At 33.9% G+C, this 16,575-nt stretch carries 15 protein-coding genes; 11 read left to right on the top strand and 4 right to left on the bottom strand.

What is annotated here, in order from left to right; all coding sequences use genetic code 11:
• Nucleotides 1-43: 43 nt before the first annotated feature.
• From K9V48_RS00920 to K9V48_RS00910, 3 genes are all read right to left on the bottom strand, one after another.
• The gene (locus K9V48_RS00920) at nt 44-523 is read right to left on the bottom strand and encodes a YkyB family protein (protein WP_224136036.1); all 480 of its coding nucleotides are present in this window, start codon (nt 521-523) and stop codon (nt 44-46) included.
• A 371-nt stretch (nt 524-894) separates the two neighbouring features.
• A complete protein-coding gene (locus K9V48_RS00915; RefSeq protein ID WP_224136034.1) occupies nt 895-2,196 on the bottom strand; it encodes an MFS transporter in 1,302 nt (433 codons plus the stop codon).
• A gap of 307 nt (nt 2,197-2,503) precedes the next feature.
• A complete protein-coding gene (locus tag K9V48_RS00910) occupies nt 2,504-2,998 on the bottom strand; it encodes a L,D-transpeptidase family protein (protein ID WP_224136032.1) in 495 nt (164 codons plus the stop codon).
• Between the two features lie 110 nt (nt 2,999-3,108).
• Between K9V48_RS00910 and K9V48_RS00905 the strand changes: the two genes are divergently transcribed.
• Together K9V48_RS00905 and K9V48_RS00900 are read left to right on the top strand one after the other, a co-directional pair.
• On the top strand, nt 3,109-4,635 hold the full coding sequence (locus K9V48_RS00905; protein WP_224136023.1) for a Ppx/GppA family phosphatase: 1,527 nt from the start codon (nt 3,109-3,111) through the stop codon (nt 4,633-4,635).
• Between the two features lie 404 nt (nt 4,636-5,039).
• Nucleotides 5,040-7,151, top strand: a complete 2,112-nt coding sequence (locus tag K9V48_RS00900; protein ID WP_224136021.1) for an RNA degradosome polyphosphate kinase — start codon at nt 5,040-5,042, stop codon at nt 7,149-7,151.
• An 82-nt stretch (nt 7,152-7,233) separates the two neighbouring features.
• Here the strand turns inward: K9V48_RS00900 and K9V48_RS00895 are convergent, their stop codons facing one another.
• The gene (locus K9V48_RS00895; protein WP_224136019.1) at nt 7,234-8,094 is read right to left on the bottom strand and encodes a metallophosphoesterase; all 861 of its coding nucleotides are present in this window, start codon (nt 8,092-8,094) and stop codon (nt 7,234-7,236) included.
• A gap of 708 nt (nt 8,095-8,802) precedes the next feature.
• Between K9V48_RS00895 and K9V48_RS00890 the strand changes: the two genes are divergently transcribed.
• The 9 genes from K9V48_RS00890 to dapD all read left to right on the top strand — a co-directional run bounded on the left by K9V48_RS00890 (nt 8,803) and on the right by dapD (nt 16,497).
• The gene (locus K9V48_RS00890) at nt 8,803-10,020 is read left to right on the top strand and encodes an EAL-associated domain-containing protein (RefSeq protein ID WP_224136017.1); all 1,218 of its coding nucleotides are present in this window, start codon (nt 8,803-8,805) and stop codon (nt 10,018-10,020) included.
• Nucleotides 10,021-10,267: 247 nt separating this feature from the next.
• Complete coding sequence (locus K9V48_RS00885) at nt 10,268-11,032, top strand: DUF3993 domain-containing protein (protein WP_224136014.1); 765 nt, start codon at nt 10,268-10,270, stop codon at nt 11,030-11,032.
• 577 nt (nt 11,033-11,609) lie between these two features.
• A complete protein-coding gene (locus tag K9V48_RS00880) occupies nt 11,610-11,846 on the top strand; it encodes a YkuJ family protein (protein ID WP_111615187.1) in 237 nt (78 codons plus the stop codon).
• A 145-nt stretch (nt 11,847-11,991) separates the two neighbouring features.
• Entirely contained in the window at nt 11,992-12,144 is a 153-nt protein-coding gene (locus K9V48_RS00875) for a hypothetical protein (protein WP_224136012.1), read from the top strand.
• Nucleotides 12,145-12,612: 468 nt separating this feature from the next.
• The gene (locus tag K9V48_RS00870; protein ID WP_111615186.1) at nt 12,613-13,131 is read left to right on the top strand and encodes a ribonuclease H-like YkuK family protein; all 519 of its coding nucleotides are present in this window, start codon (nt 12,613-12,615) and stop codon (nt 13,129-13,131) included.
• 44 nt (nt 13,132-13,175) lie between these two features.
• Nucleotides 13,176-13,364 carry an antirepressor AbbA gene (abbA, locus tag K9V48_RS00865; RefSeq protein WP_111615185.1) on the top strand — a complete coding sequence of 63 codons (189 nt, stop codon included), beginning with the start codon at nt 13,176-13,178 and terminating at the stop codon, nt 13,362-13,364.
• A 332-nt stretch (nt 13,365-13,696) separates the two neighbouring features.
• Nucleotides 13,697-14,131, top strand: coding sequence for a cyclic-di-AMP-binding protein CbpB (gene cbpB / locus K9V48_RS00860; RefSeq protein WP_410429622.1), 435 nt, complete (start codon nt 13,697-13,699; stop codon nt 14,129-14,131).
• A gap of 310 nt (nt 14,132-14,441) precedes the next feature.
• The gene (gene ccpC, locus K9V48_RS00855) at nt 14,442-15,332 is read left to right on the top strand and encodes a transcriptional regulator CcpC (RefSeq protein ID WP_224136010.1); all 891 of its coding nucleotides are present in this window, start codon (nt 14,442-14,444) and stop codon (nt 15,330-15,332) included.
• Nucleotides 15,333-15,786: 454 nt separating this feature from the next.
• A complete protein-coding gene (gene dapD / locus K9V48_RS00850; protein WP_111615182.1) occupies nt 15,787-16,497 on the top strand; it encodes a 2,3,4,5-tetrahydropyridine-2,6-dicarboxylate N-acetyltransferase in 711 nt (236 codons plus the stop codon).
• Nucleotides 16,498-16,575 lie beyond the last annotated feature (78 nt).

The raw sequence follows: 16,575 nt of genomic DNA, 5'->3' as shown, positions 1-16,575 counted from the left end.
TCTTATGCTGTCGGACCTGGTCAAGGCGCTTCCGCATTTCGTTTTACCTATAACTTTCTCCAAGTTTTTTAAACACTGGCTTTTCGTATGTATGTGTTCTTTTAGATTGATTTGTTTTAGGTGGGTGTTTGTCTTCTTTCATCCCTACGTAACTTTGTAAAAGGATTTTTGCCTTTGATAAGGGCATATGAGCTTTAGGATTACGATATGTTTGATTCAATGATCCTAAATGTGGAAGTTGATTGAAGTCATCTTTCGTAGGAGGCATATGAAAGTAATAGTCTCCAGCTGATACAAGCACATCTGATTGCTGCTTGCTAAATTTTGGATTGTTTGAAAAATGTAAACCTTCTTTTTTTGCCTTACCTTCAAATACAAGCTTTATTAAGGCTTTCTTTTTTAAGGTATATAAAAATTTTGGATTTGGTGCAGTTTTTGCATGGCGGTTAATGGTATAAATAGCCTGTGCGAGGTTTTCGGTTGATTGTTTAGTTGCTGGATCGAGTCGATTATGATCGTCCATTGTTTCGCTCCTTTTCTAAAGCACTTTCATTTTGAACATTTCCTAATTAAATTATACTTAGGGACCAGTAAATTGCAACTAGTATTTGGATATTTCATCGCAAAGATTCATGAAAATCCCCTTTTTCTTATTTAGCAATCTCAAATTGTACCTAATTCTGTTCATCGGTGAAAAAGTAACATTCGTATATCCCCTTCTTAGCGGACAGAAAAACCCCCATCTCATGATTTAAGAGAAGTCTAGAAGATAGCTTGAAATATCTGCCTGTCAAAATTAAGGTAGGTTTCTTTAGTTAACTGTTGGAGATAAAAAAGTAAAAAGTGTTCTTCCTCCAAATTAACTTTCGAGGAAGGACACTTAGGCCATGCTTTCTAGATAGAATTAATTTTTGGGCTAGCTTTTGTAGTCCTTTGCTTTCGTTGCCTTCTTTTTTCCTTTTCTTCAAATGCGTTGCTTAATTTGGGTAGTGTAAAAGCATAAAAAAGAGATACGAGCAGAATGATTATGGCCATTCCATAATATAAGTAGTCTACGGTTTCAATTATTTTTGGAAATAAAAAAGCAATAATCCCTAATGTAATCGACTGTGCGAACATCATAAGAGGGTCGATCCATCCGCTTACCCGTCCCATTAATTTGGGATGAACTATTTTTGGAATCCACCCTCCGATAGCTACATTGATTGGACCTAGGCATGTACCAATGAAGAATACAATGATTAAAAATAGTGAGACTTTATTTGTGAAGCCTAAAAAGAATATCAGTAAACTTGTCATAAAAATGGGATAGACCATTAATTGATGTGGTTTGAATTTTGAAGCGATAACCGTACTAATACCACTTCCAACCAATAGACCTAATCCTAGTGAAATAGCAAAAAATGATGCATACCATTCATAATTATCTGGCGTTAATTCATATTTCATTTTAAACATCGGCAAGATAGCAAAGGCACCATTTACAATGCCGAAGATGAAAAATCCGAAAACTAATACAGTTAACAGACGATTTTTTATTATATAAGTAATACCACCTTTAAAGTCTGATAGTGTTGAGTTTATATTAATATTCTTCCATTCAAGCTTCCCATTTGGGAGTCGTGCTGAAATCGGGATGTTACAGAAACGAATTAATAATCCAGAAATCACAAAACTTATTAAATCTACGAATACCGCTCCATAAATACCAATTGTATTATAGATCGCCGCACCAATACCAACGCCAAAAACTAAAAAAATACTAAAGAGCATTTGGTTTAATCCTGCTGCTTGTGCATATTGTTCCCGATTCAAAATTCCTTGGACAAGACTGTTTTCAGCAGGAAAAAAGAATTTCGTCACAGCACTTCGTATAAATAATACAAGGAAAACGAGTGGAATTGAGTTTAGGAAGAGTGCAACGAATAAAAAACAGGTTAATCCAGCTCGAATCCAATCACAGTTCTCGGCTACCTTTTTACGATCAAAACGATCTGCAACAACACCAACAAGAAAAAACACCAAAATAGTTGGTAAGGAATACATTAGCTCAGCTAAAGTTGCATAGTAAGGCTGGTGGCTAAAATGATCCAAAAGATAGAATGCAAAAGCCATATTGCCGATTGTTGTCCCCATTTGTGAAAATAGTGCCGCATAAAATAATTTTACGAAGTTCCGATTGCGAAAAATTTCCATACGTTTGCTCCTTAAATTTCTAGATCTACAAGTTCCAATGTTTAGCATAAGAAGCATTGGAACTTGTAAGTGCGGTTTTAAGAAAAATAATTGGATTGATAGTAATTCTTTTTACCCCGTAATGAATAGCAGTGATATCCCATCTCTCCCAGTTAGTGAATCAAGGTCGGGATGGAAGGAAAGCTGCTTGTAAATGCGAAGATAAGTCTGGTTTTATGGGAATTTCCTGATTATTAGAACATACAAATGTAATTATAAGGGATTTTCTATTGTTTGAATACTACTCTCAAACATTCTTAATAAAATCTTAAGGTCTAATTGATACTCTAGTCCCATTTGGAACAAGTGATGCTAATTCTAGAACATCATGATTGTACATCCTTATACAGCCAAGTGAGACTGATTTTCCAATTGAGGAGGGATTATTTGTACCATGAATCCCGTAATGAATCTTAGATAAACTTAACCACATTGCTCCGAATGGCCCACCTGGGTTCGGTTCTCGATTGACAATTACAAAATCACCAACAGGTGTTGCGGTAACTATTTTTCCAACAGCAATAGGATACGCCTTAACAACTTGTCCGTTTCTATTTAGAATTAAACGTTTAGTAGAAATGGAAATATGAATAGAATAGGGGATGGAATTAGGATCTGGTAGGTTTGGAATGGTAATTTTCTGCCCTATATAGATGTGAGCTGGATCGCTAATGTTATTAACAGCAAGTATTTGCTTTAACGATATCCGATAATTTAAGGCGATCAATCCAAGTGTTTCACCTTGCTTAACAATGTGTTGCATTCAAACCCTCCTCTTCTCATTTAAATCAAACAATAAATACTTAGACAGTATTACCATATGTTCAAATATGTTATAATGTACCTTATTTTAAACGAGATAGGGTGTTGATAGTGAATCAAGAAAAGTATGCTATTGTTGATATCGGTTCAAATACAATGAGACTTGTTATTTATTTTCGTGAGAAAAGTGGTAGATTAAAAGAAATTGAAAATGTTAAATCGGTTGCACGCCTTCGAAATTATTTATCAGATGATGGAATTTTGGTGGAAGAAGGTATTTGTAAATTAATAAATACACTTCGAAGTTTTCAAGAAATTACAAGGCATCACAAACTAGAAGAAGTTAGGTGTGTAGCTACTGCAACAATTCGCCATGCCAAAAATCAACAAGAAGTTCTTCAAAGAGTTAGTGAAGAAACCGATTACTCAATGCGGATTTTATCTGATTATGAAGAGGCATACTTCGGCTACTTAGCAGTCGTCAATACAACCCCGTTTGAAAGCGGAATCACGATAGATATCGGTGGTGGAAGTACCGAACTTACATATTTTGTGAATCGGAAGTTAATTAATTATCATAGCTTTCCTTTCGGTGCATTATCACTAAAAAAGCAATTTGTGAAAGGGAACGTACCTACTGTAGATGAATTGAATGAACTTCGGTCTTATTTAGTTGATCAACTTTCATCCCTTGAATGGCTTTCTGATAGGAAGTTACCGATTATCGGAATAGGTGGTAGTGCACGAAATATGGTCCAAGTTCATCAAGAACGAATTGGCTACCCACTTGCAGGAGTCCATCAATATTTAATGAGTTATCAAGAAATTGATGAGGTAAATACCTTTTTGCAATCTCTTCCATTTTCTGAATTGCAACGAGTTGATGGTTTGGCAAAGGATCGTGCAGACATCATCATACCAGCAATCGAAACGTTTAAAGGATTAATGGATATTGTAAAGACTGATCGTTTTACTTTAAGTAGAAAAGGGTTACGTGATGGGGTTTTCTTTGAAGAAATTACAAAGGATTTTGGGCTGTCTGTCTTTCCAAATGTTATCGAAGAAAGTTTTTTTGAATTAGCAACAGATTATAATATCGATACTGATCATGTGTTTTACGTGACGAATAGCACGATGGAGATCGCTCACTTATTAAACAAAGTTGGACTTACTACCATAGACAAAAATGAATCACTTCTATTAAAACGTGGTGCATTTGTTTACAATATCGGAACATATATTGATTCCGAATCTAGTAGTCAGCATACCTTTTATTTATTAGCTAACCGAACAATTGATGGGCTGTTACATAAAGAGCGGTTGGTTTTAGCTTTAATTGCTTCATTTACGAGTAAGGCAGAATTCAATCGAAATGTAGGACAATTTAGTGAATGGTTTTCAAAAGAGGAGTTATATAAATACAGGTTACTAGGAGCAATCATAAAGTTTGCCTATAGCTTAAATGCAACAAAACGAAATATTGTTGAACACATCGATTTAAAAGAAAAGGGTAATGGACTTCTATTCATTATTAAATGTAACAAGGATTGGGGACCAGAACAGTATCAAGTAGAAAAACAGAAGAAACATTTGGAGAAGGTGTTAAAGAAATCAATTGATGTACAATTTTCAGTTTAATAACTGGGTATATTCCCTACGTAATGCTTTAATGAAATCGATAGATGGAGCGCTACAAGGACTTTCGTGTTTATCCCTAATGAATGTGCAGTAAGATACTTACACTATATAGAAGGCACGTATCATATTTAACGGACGACCAATCGAGGTACAAAGATTTGATAGAATTGCTATTAAACCTTGAATAAGAATGAAAGGTTGGGTGAATATATTCGTGGTGCGGATATATTATATGATGAAGTAATTGGTTAATATTGTGGATGTTACATTCATTCATCTTTTATGTTTGATTTTATTTTTACAAAAAAATAACATAAAATTTACGTTAAATTTACAATTGAATTAAATGTTAATGATATTATAAAAAACGTAAGATATTGTCGAATAAAAGGGTGACCTAGAGAATGAATACATTAAATAAAAATACTATTGAACTTCAAAGTCCCAAGTATTATAACAACAGAGAACTAAGTTGGCTTGCTTTTAATAAACGTGTAGTTGAAGAAGCATTCGATGTACGTAATCCTTTATTAGAGAGGTTGAAATTTTTAGCAATATTTAGTTCAAATCTTGATGAGTTTTTTATGGTCCGTGTTGCAGGACTGAAGGATCAAGTTAAAGCAGATTTTAATAAACCTGAAAACAAAGCTGGGATGACTCCTAAACAGCAATTAAATCATATTGGTCTAAAAACGCATGAGTTAGTTAAACTACAATATGAAGTATATAATGAAGTTCTTTTACCGAAGCTTAATGAAGAAAATATTGAGTTTCTTAAAATGGAAGATTTAACGAAGGATCAATTAATTAAAATAGAAGATTATTTTGACGAACATATTTTTCCTGTCTTAACACCGATGGCTGTTGATGCATATCGTCCTTTTCCGATGCTATTAAATAAAAGTTTAAACTTAGCGATTGTTATTGAAGATGAGGATGAGATTGAAGAAAACCGAATGAAGACAGCTATTGTCCAAGTCCCATCTGTAATTAAGCGCTTTGTTCGTCTTGATTCTATCGATGAGAGAGTACAATTTATCCTATTGGAGGATATTATTAGCTATTTTATAAATAAATTATTCAAAGGATACAAAGTTGTTTCAGTTTCTGTTTTTCGAATTACGAGAAATGCCGACATGACAATTCATGAAGAAGGGGCAAGGGATTTACTCAAAGAGATTGAAAAGGAATTGAAGAAACGTAAATGGGGTGCGGCGGTTCGCCTCGAAATTCAACATAAAGGTTTTGATCAAAATATATTGCGGTATCTAACTGAAGAACTTGAAATTCATGGAAAAGATGTTTATGAAATTGACGGTCCTTTAGATTTAACATTATTATTCGGATTTTATAAGGAATTAGCTGGAATTAGAGAGAATCTAGTCTATGAAACCTTAATACCCCAACCTCCGCGCGACCTTGCTTCAGATGAGGATATTTTCGAAAAGGTTTCTGAGCGGGATGTGTTTTTACATCATCCATATGAATCGTTTGAACCTGTTGTAGAATTTATTTCAGATGCAGCTAATGATCCGGACGTACTAGCAATCAAACAAACTCTCTATCGAGTAAGTGGTGATTCGCCGATTATTGATGCGTTAAAACGAGCAGCCGAAAATGGTAAACAAGTAACTGTTTTAGTAGAGCTTAAAGCTCGATTTGATGAAGAAAATAACGTTCAATGGGCCAAAGAGCTTGAAAAAGCAGGATGCCACGTAATCTATGGTATGACTCATTTAAAAACTCATAGCAAAATTACACTCGTTGTTAGAAGAAAGAATAATCGCATTGAGCGCTTTGTTCATTTAGGTACTGGGAATTACAATGATCAAACTGCGAAAATTTATACGGATATGGGATTACTTACTTCAAAAAGAAAATTCGGCATCGATGCTACAAACTTTTTTAATTATTTAAGCGGATATACAGAAAAACCGGAATTTCATCACTTATCCGTTGCACCTTTTGATATCAGAATAGACTTTATCCGATTGATTGATGAAGAAATTAATTTTCATAAAAGATTTGGTAATGGCCGCATCATTGCAAAAATGAATTCGTTAACAGATAAAGTAATTATTACCAAGTTTTATGAAGCATCAAATGTAGGTGTTAAAATCGATTTAATTGTTCGTGGAACATGTTGCTTACGACCAGGTATTAAGGGTGTGAGTGAAAACATAAAAGTGCGAAGTATCGTTGGAAGATTTTTGGAACATAGTAGAATCTACTTTTTCCACCATAATGGTGAGGAAAAAACCTATCTTTCATCAGCTGATATGATGACTCGGAATATGGAAAAACGAGTAGAAATTTTATTTCCAATTTATGATGGAGAAATTAAGAAACGAGTGAATCAAATCTTGGCATCTGAATTAGCTGATAATTGTAAAACACGTGAGCAGGATGCGAATGGTGATTATCATTATGTAGTAAGAGGTACCGATGATCCTATTATCGATAGCCAATTATTATTATTTGAAAAGGCGTATCGCGTCATGGAAGATGAAGAATAAGATTATTTGAAATGAAGCAGACTCCATTTACAGGATGTCTGCTTTTTTTGTTGGATAGAAATAGAATTGTTTCGTTAGGTATTTATCTTGAATATAAAGTAAATATCGTAATTTCAGGGGGGGATAAAAATCTAAACGGGAGTCTCGTTGTTCCTAGACCACGATTCACATATAGCTTCATTTTTCCGACATCGTACATCCCTTCAGAATAGACGGTGGAATATGGAGGTGTAATGAGAGGACCGTAGAATGGAACCTGTATTTGACCACCATGACTATGTCCTGATACTTGGAAATTAACGTTGTATGCTTTTGCCTTAAGGGCTGCGTCAGGCTCATGGGCTAATAGGATATTAAAACGATCTTCCTTTAAATTACCAAGAGTACTCTCAAAGTTTGGTTTCCCTAACATTAAATCATCTAGGCCTGCAATTCCTATTTTGTTACCATCAAGCATAGAGACATTTGTGACTTCGTTTTGTAAAAGTGTAAAACCAGACATTGTTATAACGTTTCGATAAATGTCTGTTCCATAACCGCCATGATCATGATTTCCATAAACTGCATATTTGCCAAATGGAGCTTTTAATTTTTGAAGAATAGGCGCAATATTATTAATTTGCTTATATTGATTTGGTTCATCCATTAAATCCCCTGTAAAAATGATGAGATCAGGAGTAAGTTGGTTTATCTTTGTAACAATTTTATTTAATTTATTTAAAGTGAAGAATTCACTTAAATGTGTGTCGCTAAATTGTACAATTTTAAAGCCATCAAATGCTAAAGGGATTTTTGGATGTGTTATTGATTTTTTCGTAATATCTAATAATGCTGGTTCAATATGCCGTGCATATGTATAGCCCCCGGCAACTGTTAACATGCTAGTAAGGGAAAAGGTAAAAAGACCTTTTAAAAACGATCTTCTTGAATATAGTTTTGTCATGTTTTCCAACCATTCTCCATTAATTTATTCCAGAAATCCCTTTATTCCATTCATAACAGGCAATAAATCTCCCATCTCATGATTCAGAAGGAACATAGAAGATAGATGGGATAACTACACGTAAAGTTAAAGGTAAGTCTCGTATTATCATAATTACGTGTAGAATAACCCAAACATAGGATGTCAATGATATAATCCGTTTTTTGATAAACTGCCTCTACTGGCTAAGGGAAGTCTTACTTTAGTTTTGAATTGATGATTCGATACCGTACGAATTTGGATATGAGATTAATAGAAAATCAGAATATTACCTTATATAGTAGTATATCATGGTTTAAATTATGACTTCTATTGAAAATCAAAGATGTCATCTAATTGACTTTTTATAATAATGTCTCAATAATAGCCCTCGGTAAGTTTGCTATGTAATCGTTCAAATTCAATTTCTAATCGCTTTGTTCACCTGACTTTCATTCGAATATGGTATAATCATACAAATGGCGTTTTATTGTCTTATTGTACTTTGAAGGGGAAATTGTATTGCATAAATACAATTTCAATCCTGTGATATGACAGCAGCAAAATAATAAAGGTTGCTGATATTATTGGATTTTTTATCTAAATTGATTTAGATTAATCGAAGTTAAGACGTTTCGTCCATATTTCCTTTCATGCAAGCAATAGAAAGATAATAAGAAGGAGATTGCAATGGATCCACTTGATATAATGACAAACTTGGATAAGGTATTTCCATATTACCAAGCAATTTTTAGCGCGGATGAGCAATTGGTAATCGGCTATGAGGTTTTAGGTAGAATTCAACTAAATGATGTTATTCAAAGTTTAGGGCCATTTTTTCAAGATGAAAATGTTCCAGACGAGTATCGGATTGAAGTGGATGATTATCTTTTACATTATGCCATCGAAGAATTTTTGCAGTTGCAGGATTCTGAACTTTATCTTTTTATCAATCGAAATGCGAATTTATTAATGATTGATCATGGGGAGAGCTTTCTTCAATTGTTAATAGAAAAGCAGAAAACTGGGTTAAAACTCGAGCAAGTTGTGTTGGAGATTACTGAGCATGATTTTAAGGGAGATGTAGATCAACTCTATCATCTTTTAACATATTATCGAACATATGGCATAAAAATTGCGATTGATAATATTGGTAAGGCTAGTAGTAATTTAGATCGAATTGGAATACTATCACCTGATATTTTAAAAATTGATTTACATCCATTACGCCTATCATCACCGCTTCAATCTTATTATGATGTATTATATTCAATTTCATTGTTAGCGAGGAAAATAGGTGCCACTCTTTTATATGAAGATATTGAAGTCGATTTTCAGCTTCAATACGCATGGAAAAACGGTGGTAGATACTATCAGGGCTATTTATTAGCTAAGCCAAAGCGACAATTTGTTAGCCGGGATGATCGTAAAGACATGTTAAAGGAAGAGTTTCAGCATTATATTTCAACAGAAAAAAGGAAACTTGAAAGACTCTATCGTTTTACAGAAAATTTTCATCAACGAATTCATTATCTTATAACGAAAATTGGTAAGCAATATGTTGATTACAATCAATTATTAGAGGAGCTTTCTATTCAATTAGATGACTGTTGCTTTAGAATTTATATTTGTGATGAAGATGGTTTTCAACAATCGGTGAACATCTTTAAGCGTGAAAAGTGGGAAATACAGCCACAATACTTTTTGAGGAATTGGAGTTGGCGTCCGTATTTCTTGGCAAATATCTTCAAAATGCGTACCGATAAAAAAGGATTTCTAAGTGATGTTTATAGTGATATTGAAAAAGGTGATTTGATCAGAACATTTTCATATCCTTTAAACCAGAATCACTATCTATTTATAGATTTATCGTATGAGTTTTTATATGAACAAGAAGGATTATTATAAAGTGACCCTTTATGTAAGGGGGAAAAGAAAATCCCTACTGGTGGTAGTCTCATTTTACTTAATCGCTTCGAAATCTACGTAGCAGCGGTATTTGATCCGCTGCTTTTTGTCGTAAATAAATGTAGATTGAATAAACATACTGTCGCTTTATTAGATAATTTTACGAACTATTGTTGAATATTTGTAATGAAAAAATTGGTAAAATAAAATAGAATACTTGTCCATAATATCGGAAAGAGAAGAAAGGATGAGTTATATGGTACGAAAAAGTTTGCTTATTAGTCTATTCCTGTGTATTACGTCCTTATTATTTTCTATGCAAGCATTTGCGGATGAACTTGAGGGATCTTCCCGAGAAACAGTTTTGAGGCATATACAGAATGCATTTGATTCACAAGTTTCATTGACGGAGACAGCAAGATCAAAGGAGGAGATTAAGCGAATTTTATCAACTTATTTCGAGAATGATTTTATTGAAAAGTATATGAAAGAAAATGTTCATGCTCTTGATGATCAATTCATTGTGTATGGTACGGACTTTCCGATGTATACGATTCCATTTTTTACGTACGATGAAAATACGAAAGTGTTTGAACATGGAAGCGAACGCATAGTCTCTGAATTCTTTCCTGCTTCTTCAGAAGGGCCCGTAACTTATAGTGATCATTATGAAGTGGTGAAAATGCATAATACATCAAAAGGCTGGAAGATTTACTCGATTGAAAATGAAGTAAAACATCAAGATTTCGTTAGAGAAAAAACAATATTACTAGAAGAATTTAAGTTACAAATAGGGGGGAATGAGTTTTATCAAACGGGACTTTTAAATACAGAAAATACCTCAAAAGATTATGCGCCATTTAAGCAAGTGCTAGGTCTTAATCATGCCTCATTAGAAGGTAATCAGTCCTTTAAAGATTTATATAAAGTGTTTTTTGTTCGTACATATGGAATGCAATCAAAAAGCATTTTTAATGATTACTATCTAGCAAAAAGAGTAGCCATTCATTGAATGATTTCGAAAGTGAGAGAAACGTTACTCGATTTTATCACAAAAAGTAAGAAAAGTATTGACAACGAAATTGATAATCATTATCATTATAAATGAGAAAGATAATCAATTGATTTCTTGTCCCATACTATTCATATGTATGTAGACACGTAACGTTAGGAATTTGATTGGTCTTAAACTCATGTTTTCCCAAACCCCCTTTTAATAGAAACAAAAAAAGCTTGGCTGGTCACTAAGCTTTTTTTGTTTTTAGTCGATAACTAGGCAGGCTGTAAATCTTTTCGACTTTTTTCAAAAAGTAATTTTACACTACATGCATGAAACAAATGAATATGTGTTACAATAGTAAGGGCTATTTTCACAATTGAATGGTTGGTTCTTTTATTTTCGAGGGTCAAGGTGACATCGGAATTTTATTTGGTAATCTTTTTATACATAGTGTAAAATTGAAAAAGCACAAAGTAAAGATACTGATTATTGAATCGTTGTTTAGTGGATAGAATGTATGGTAGAGTAAAATATATTAATTCTAAGGAATCAGTTATTACGTTAACTCTTCCGGTAGGGGGAAATAAAAATGTCACAGCTTTTAGGTATCATTACAAGATTACAAAATTTGCAAGAAAATGCAGAATCAGGTGAGCCTTTTCAACGTTTTTTTGAGGTAGAAGGAGAAAAGCGTTGTAGTGTAAAATACTTTGATAAGAGTAACACATATGAGTTAGAGGTTTATCAAAAGGGAGAAAAACCACAGTCATATCAATTTGATAATATTGATATGATAGCAATGGAAATCTTTGATCTTCTCCAATAATGTTCAACTAATCATCAGTGGATTTTCATTGATGATTAGTTGAACTTATCGGAGACACCCTAGTCGCACAAGACTTCTTTCTATACACTTAGAATTGAAGTAAGAGAATTACTTACAGATAATTCAAGACAATTAGGGAGGCAAAATGAGAAAAGACCTAAAGGTAATTTGTCCGTTTTGTCAAGTACAGCAACCACTGACTAAATCATTAACAGCACAATCTAATCAAAATGTTATCTTTACCTGTGCTCATTGCCATGAATCCATTCGAAATATTGAGACGAGTAAAGGAGAATAGTCATGCCTATTAGGCATGGCTATTTTTTTAGTCGTTTAGGAAATTATAAAATTCTTGTACTGTGGATAAGTGCACGACATCCAGCGCAAGCGTCCGGCCCCTCTAGGTTCTATAGCTAATCAGGAATTGAAGGTGAAAAACATCTTCTATTCCTGATTGTCTTATTTGCCCGAGGTTGATCAAGGCGCTTGCGCTTTTGTTCCTTACATAATAAGAATTTTAAGTGAGTATCGCTTTTGCTCAAGAAAATGTTTAATTCGAACGAATGTGTGTCAATAATAGGTAACATTGATCTTGAATAGGTGCTTTACTGAGATAGTAGCGAAACAAATAAGACTAATCGGTGCGTACCAAATTTGAACGAAATAAATTGTTCATAATTTGGCTTGCATAAGACATATATTTAATAAGGGGGATTTTACTATGTTAAATGAAAGTGAATAGAAATTACTGAGAAGGAGTTGTGATATGACCGAATCTTTTACCTTTTATAATCTCTCTGAAAAACAAATTTCTTTTCAAGCAGTCATTGAGCATATAAAAGGCTTTATTCAAAAAGATCCACGATCAGAGTATGTATTATCAATTGGATCGGATTCTCATGTTCATCAAAATGAGACGAAATTTATAACTGCCATTCATCTTCATCGGAAGGGGAAAGGCGCATGGGGATGCTTAAAGTGCCATAGTGTGAAACGACCTATCTTTAGTGTGCGAGAAAAGATTTCAATGGAAACGGCGCTTAGTCAAGAAGTGGCTTATTATTTTATTACAAAATATTTAGTTGAAATTTCTGATTTATTAATACCATTTGCAGATGAAGGAGCAGATCTACTTTTTGAAATCCATCTGGATATTGGCAGAAAGGGCATGACAAAGGAATTAATTCAGGAAATGACGGGTAGGATTGAAGCTATGGGAATCGAGGCTAAAATTAAACCAGAGTCTTATACTGCTTTCAGCTATGCCAATCGATATACAAAGTAATATTTTCTTGAATTAGGTACATGAGGTTAAGCAGGAGGGTTCGTATGGAAAATGAAATTGAGAAATTAACATCTGATGATCAAAAAATACTACTTGAAGTTTTGTTTAATCAACATTATGAAATCGAAATTATTAGTAGTGAATTAAATGATATTGAATCAGGTGAAAAAAGTGTGGATAAAGATACTTATCGTCAGTTGGTTTCGTTATATGATCGATTCAGGCAAAAATAAAAGATTACATATTAGAAGATAGATGTAAAATATAGTTAATTAAAATTGGTCATAATGATTGTTAAATGAGATACTCAACAGGGTATCATTTTTTTATTTCAAAATTGTAATTTATAGGAATAGCAGCTAAAAAAAATGGAGAATTTGGCATTTTAATAAAAAATTAAGCGTTTTCATATAATAACTGATTGGCTTTATGTTATGATAGAATAGGATAATTTACCACTGATTCTAAGAAAGTTGGGGAGTATTGATCCGATAAGTCTTGCTAAATAACCTCTTTATCAGCTTAAGTGGTTTAGACAATGTTTTTTTAGAGAGGAAGAACAACTATGCATAGTTTCGAAGACGGTGATTTAATGAATATTCCGATACAAGAATTAATGATACCAGGGGATAAGGTTGCACACGTGCAAGTTGGTAACAATTTAGAGCATGCTTTGCTTGTACTAACAAAAACAGGGTATACTGCTATCCCTGTATTAGATCCAACATTCAAGCTCCATGGATTAATAAGTATGACGGTAATCATGGAAAATATTTTTGGACTAGAACGGATTGAATTTGAAAAATTGGAAAATATTAAAGTAGAAGAAGTGATGAATACAAGTATTCCTAGATTGAATTTACATGATAAGTTGGAAAAAGGACTTGATCTTGTTGTGAATCATTCTTTTGTATGTGTTCAAAATGCCGAGAATGTTTTTGAAGGAATATTTACAAGAAGAGCAATATTAAAACAATTAAAAAAACGGATGGAACAATAATCAATTGTGGTGGCGGATAAATTGTACTGAAACGATGTTAATGAGGTGGAATCTTCATTAATATCGTTTTTTTATGTTATAGCGTACTGTAAAATTATTGTACTGTGGATAAGTGCACGACATCTAGCTCCAGCGCTTTTGTTCCTTAGTTTTGTTGACTAGTGAAAGTGTCTTTGCCTTCCGCAAACTATCCTGGAATGGATTATCTCGTTTACAAAACGCTAATACATCCTTATCATATCATTTAAAAGGGAAAATCAAATGATCGAATTGTATAAGGATAAACTTATTAAGAAGCAGGTGTTTTGTCATGCAAACGTCAGAACTACGTATCCTAGTCGTTTTATCAGAGGAGAAGAATATGAGGAAAGCATCGGAACGATTGTTTGTTTCACAACCGGCGCTCTCGCAAAGACTGCAATCAATAGAAAAATCATGGGGATTTCAGATTTTTATTCGATCACAAAAGGGCCTATCTTTAACTCCCGCTGGAGAAAAGGTAATTTCCTTTGCTCGAGAAGTTGTTTTAAAAGAAGAAAAGGTCAGAGAACAAATTTTAGAATTAGAAGGAGAGGTACATGGAACGTTAAAGCTTGCAGTAGCGTCAATCGTAGGTCAGAATTGGCTTCCAGAGGTTTTAAAAATATATGTTAGAAAGTACCCACATGCGAAAATCTCGCTTATTACTGGCTGGAGTAGTGAAATTCTAAAAAGTATGTATGAAGATCATGTCCATATTGGAATTATTCGAGGAGATCCCGAGTGGAAAGGGATTAAAGAGCACCTCCTTACGGATACTCTTTATCTAGTGGACACAGAAATAAGAAAAATAGAAGATGTTTTACATACAGAAAGACCATTTATACAATTTAAGAGCGACTCAACATATTATCAAGAAATTCAAGAGTGGTGGCACCGTAAATTCCACACAACTCCTAAACGAACAATTATTGTAGATCAGATCGAAACATGTAAACAGATGGTATACAATGGTATTGGTTATGCAATATTACCATCTGTTACTTTAAAGGAAGAGGAGCGAGATATTTACAAAATTCCACTGCTCGATGAAAATGGCAAACCGCTTGAAAGGGACACTTGGCTATTGGGGTTTGAATCCTCGTTTAAATTAAAACAGGTGAAAGCCTTTTTAGATATTGCAAAGGAATTTAGTCAAAGTATGAATACTCCCGCCACTTAATTTTCTAACGTATCGAACATTTTTGAACGCTTAACGCTAGTGGAGTTGACACAATGGTGTGCGATAAACACCCCCCTCTATCCCATTGGTCTTGCCGTTGGGACTTCTTTTACAGCTTATTGGGGTTCACACAATTGTGTGCCTCGGCTGTTGTAGTTGGCTTGAACATTTTACATGGAAGAGCTTCTTTTCTTTCCGCAACCTTCTATGTTCAGTTGTCAATGAACAATATGTTCAGGAATATTGCGCTGTAGAAACAAGTGTTTTGCTGTGCGAAAAGGCAATTCCCCCCCTCCCTACTCATTGGGCTGCGCCCTTTACAGTACTTAAGGAAAGGTTACTCTTGCCTGAGATGATAGATTTTAAAAAAAAATAAAAACATTTCTTGTCAAGTGTTTGCTCGTTTGATACATTAATGAATGAAAAAAAACTCGTCTAAGGAGGAAAAATATATATGAAAATGATGGATGCAAATGAGATTATTTCATTTATACAAAATAGTACAAAATCTACACCTGTAAAGGTTTATGTAAAAGGAAATCTCGAAGGTGTTAATTTTGGAGAGTCGGCACAAACTTTCTTAACTGGTAATACTGGTGTAGTGTTTGGTGAATGGGCTGAAATTCAAGAAACAATTGAGAACAATAAAGATAAAATTGAAGATTATGTAATTGAAAATGATCGTCGTAATTCTGCAATTCCTTTACTTGATCTTAAAGGTGTGAAAGCACGTATTGAGCCAGGGGCAATCATTCGTGATCAAGTTGAAATTGGAGATAACGCAGTGATTATGATGGGGGCTTCAATCAACATTGGTAGTGTCATCGGTGAAGGCTCTATGATCGATATGAACGTTGTTATGGGCGGGCGCGCAACTGTAGGTAAAAACTGTCATATTGGTGCTGGTTCAGTCTTAGCAGGTGTTATCGAACCGCCTTCTGCACAACCAGTTATCATTGAAGACGACGTTGTGATCGGGGCAAACGCAGTAGTTTTAGAAGGTGTGAGAGTTGGTAAAGGTGCAGTTGTAGCAGCAGGAGCCATTGTTATCGATGACGTAGCACCATATACCGTTGTAGCTGGTACTCCAGCTCGCAAAATTAAAGATATCGATGAAAAAACAAAATCTAAAACAGAAATTAAGCAAGAATTAAGACAATTATAAGTAAAAAAGTGGTTTCGAAATCAATCAGTAGTAAACGAAGAGATGTTTAGTACCATTGACCTTGAGATTTGATTTCGG

The organism is Metabacillus rhizolycopersici (assembly GCF_020075705.1).
This window is presented reverse-complemented; position numbering and strand designations above follow the sequence as displayed.

Coding starts and splice junctions, on each gene's coding strand:
- K9V48_RS00885 (WP_224136014.1), top strand. CDS start 10,268: ATGAGTTATATGGTACGAAAAAGTTTGCTTATTAGTCTATTCCTGTGT.
- dapD (WP_111615182.1), top strand. CDS start 15,787: ATGAAAATGATGGATGCAAATGAGATTATTTCATTTATACAAAATAGT.
- K9V48_RS00900 (WP_224136021.1), top strand. CDS start 5,040: ATGAATACATTAAATAAAAATACTATTGAACTTCAAAGTCCCAAGTAT.
- K9V48_RS00870 (WP_111615186.1), top strand. CDS start 12,613: ATGACCGAATCTTTTACCTTTTATAATCTCTCTGAAAAACAAATTTCT.
- K9V48_RS00920 (WP_224136036.1), bottom strand. CDS start 523: ATGGACGATCATAATCGACTCGATCCAGCAACTAAACAATCAACCGAA.
- K9V48_RS00910 (WP_224136032.1), bottom strand. CDS start 2,998: ATGCAACACATTGTTAAGCAAGGTGAAACACTTGGATTGATCGCCTTA.
- K9V48_RS00890 (WP_224136017.1), top strand. CDS start 8,803: ATGGATCCACTTGATATAATGACAAACTTGGATAAGGTATTTCCATAT.
- K9V48_RS00875 (WP_224136012.1), top strand. CDS start 11,992: ATGAGAAAAGACCTAAAGGTAATTTGTCCGTTTTGTCAAGTACAGCAA.
- K9V48_RS00880 (WP_111615187.1), top strand. CDS start 11,610: ATGTCACAGCTTTTAGGTATCATTACAAGATTACAAAATTTGCAAGAA.
- K9V48_RS00915 (WP_224136034.1), bottom strand. CDS start 2,196: ATGGAAATTTTTCGCAATCGGAACTTCGTAAAATTATTTTATGCGGCA.
- ccpC (WP_224136010.1), top strand. CDS start 14,442: ATGCAAACGTCAGAACTACGTATCCTAGTCGTTTTATCAGAGGAGAAG.
- cbpB (WP_410429622.1), top strand. CDS start 13,697: ATGCATAGTTTCGAAGACGGTGATTTAATGAATATTCCGATACAAGAA.
- abbA (WP_111615185.1), top strand. CDS start 13,176: ATGGAAAATGAAATTGAGAAATTAACATCTGATGATCAAAAAATACTA.
- K9V48_RS00895 (WP_224136019.1), bottom strand. CDS start 8,094: ATGACAAAACTATATTCAAGAAGATCGTTTTTAAAAGGTCTTTTTACC.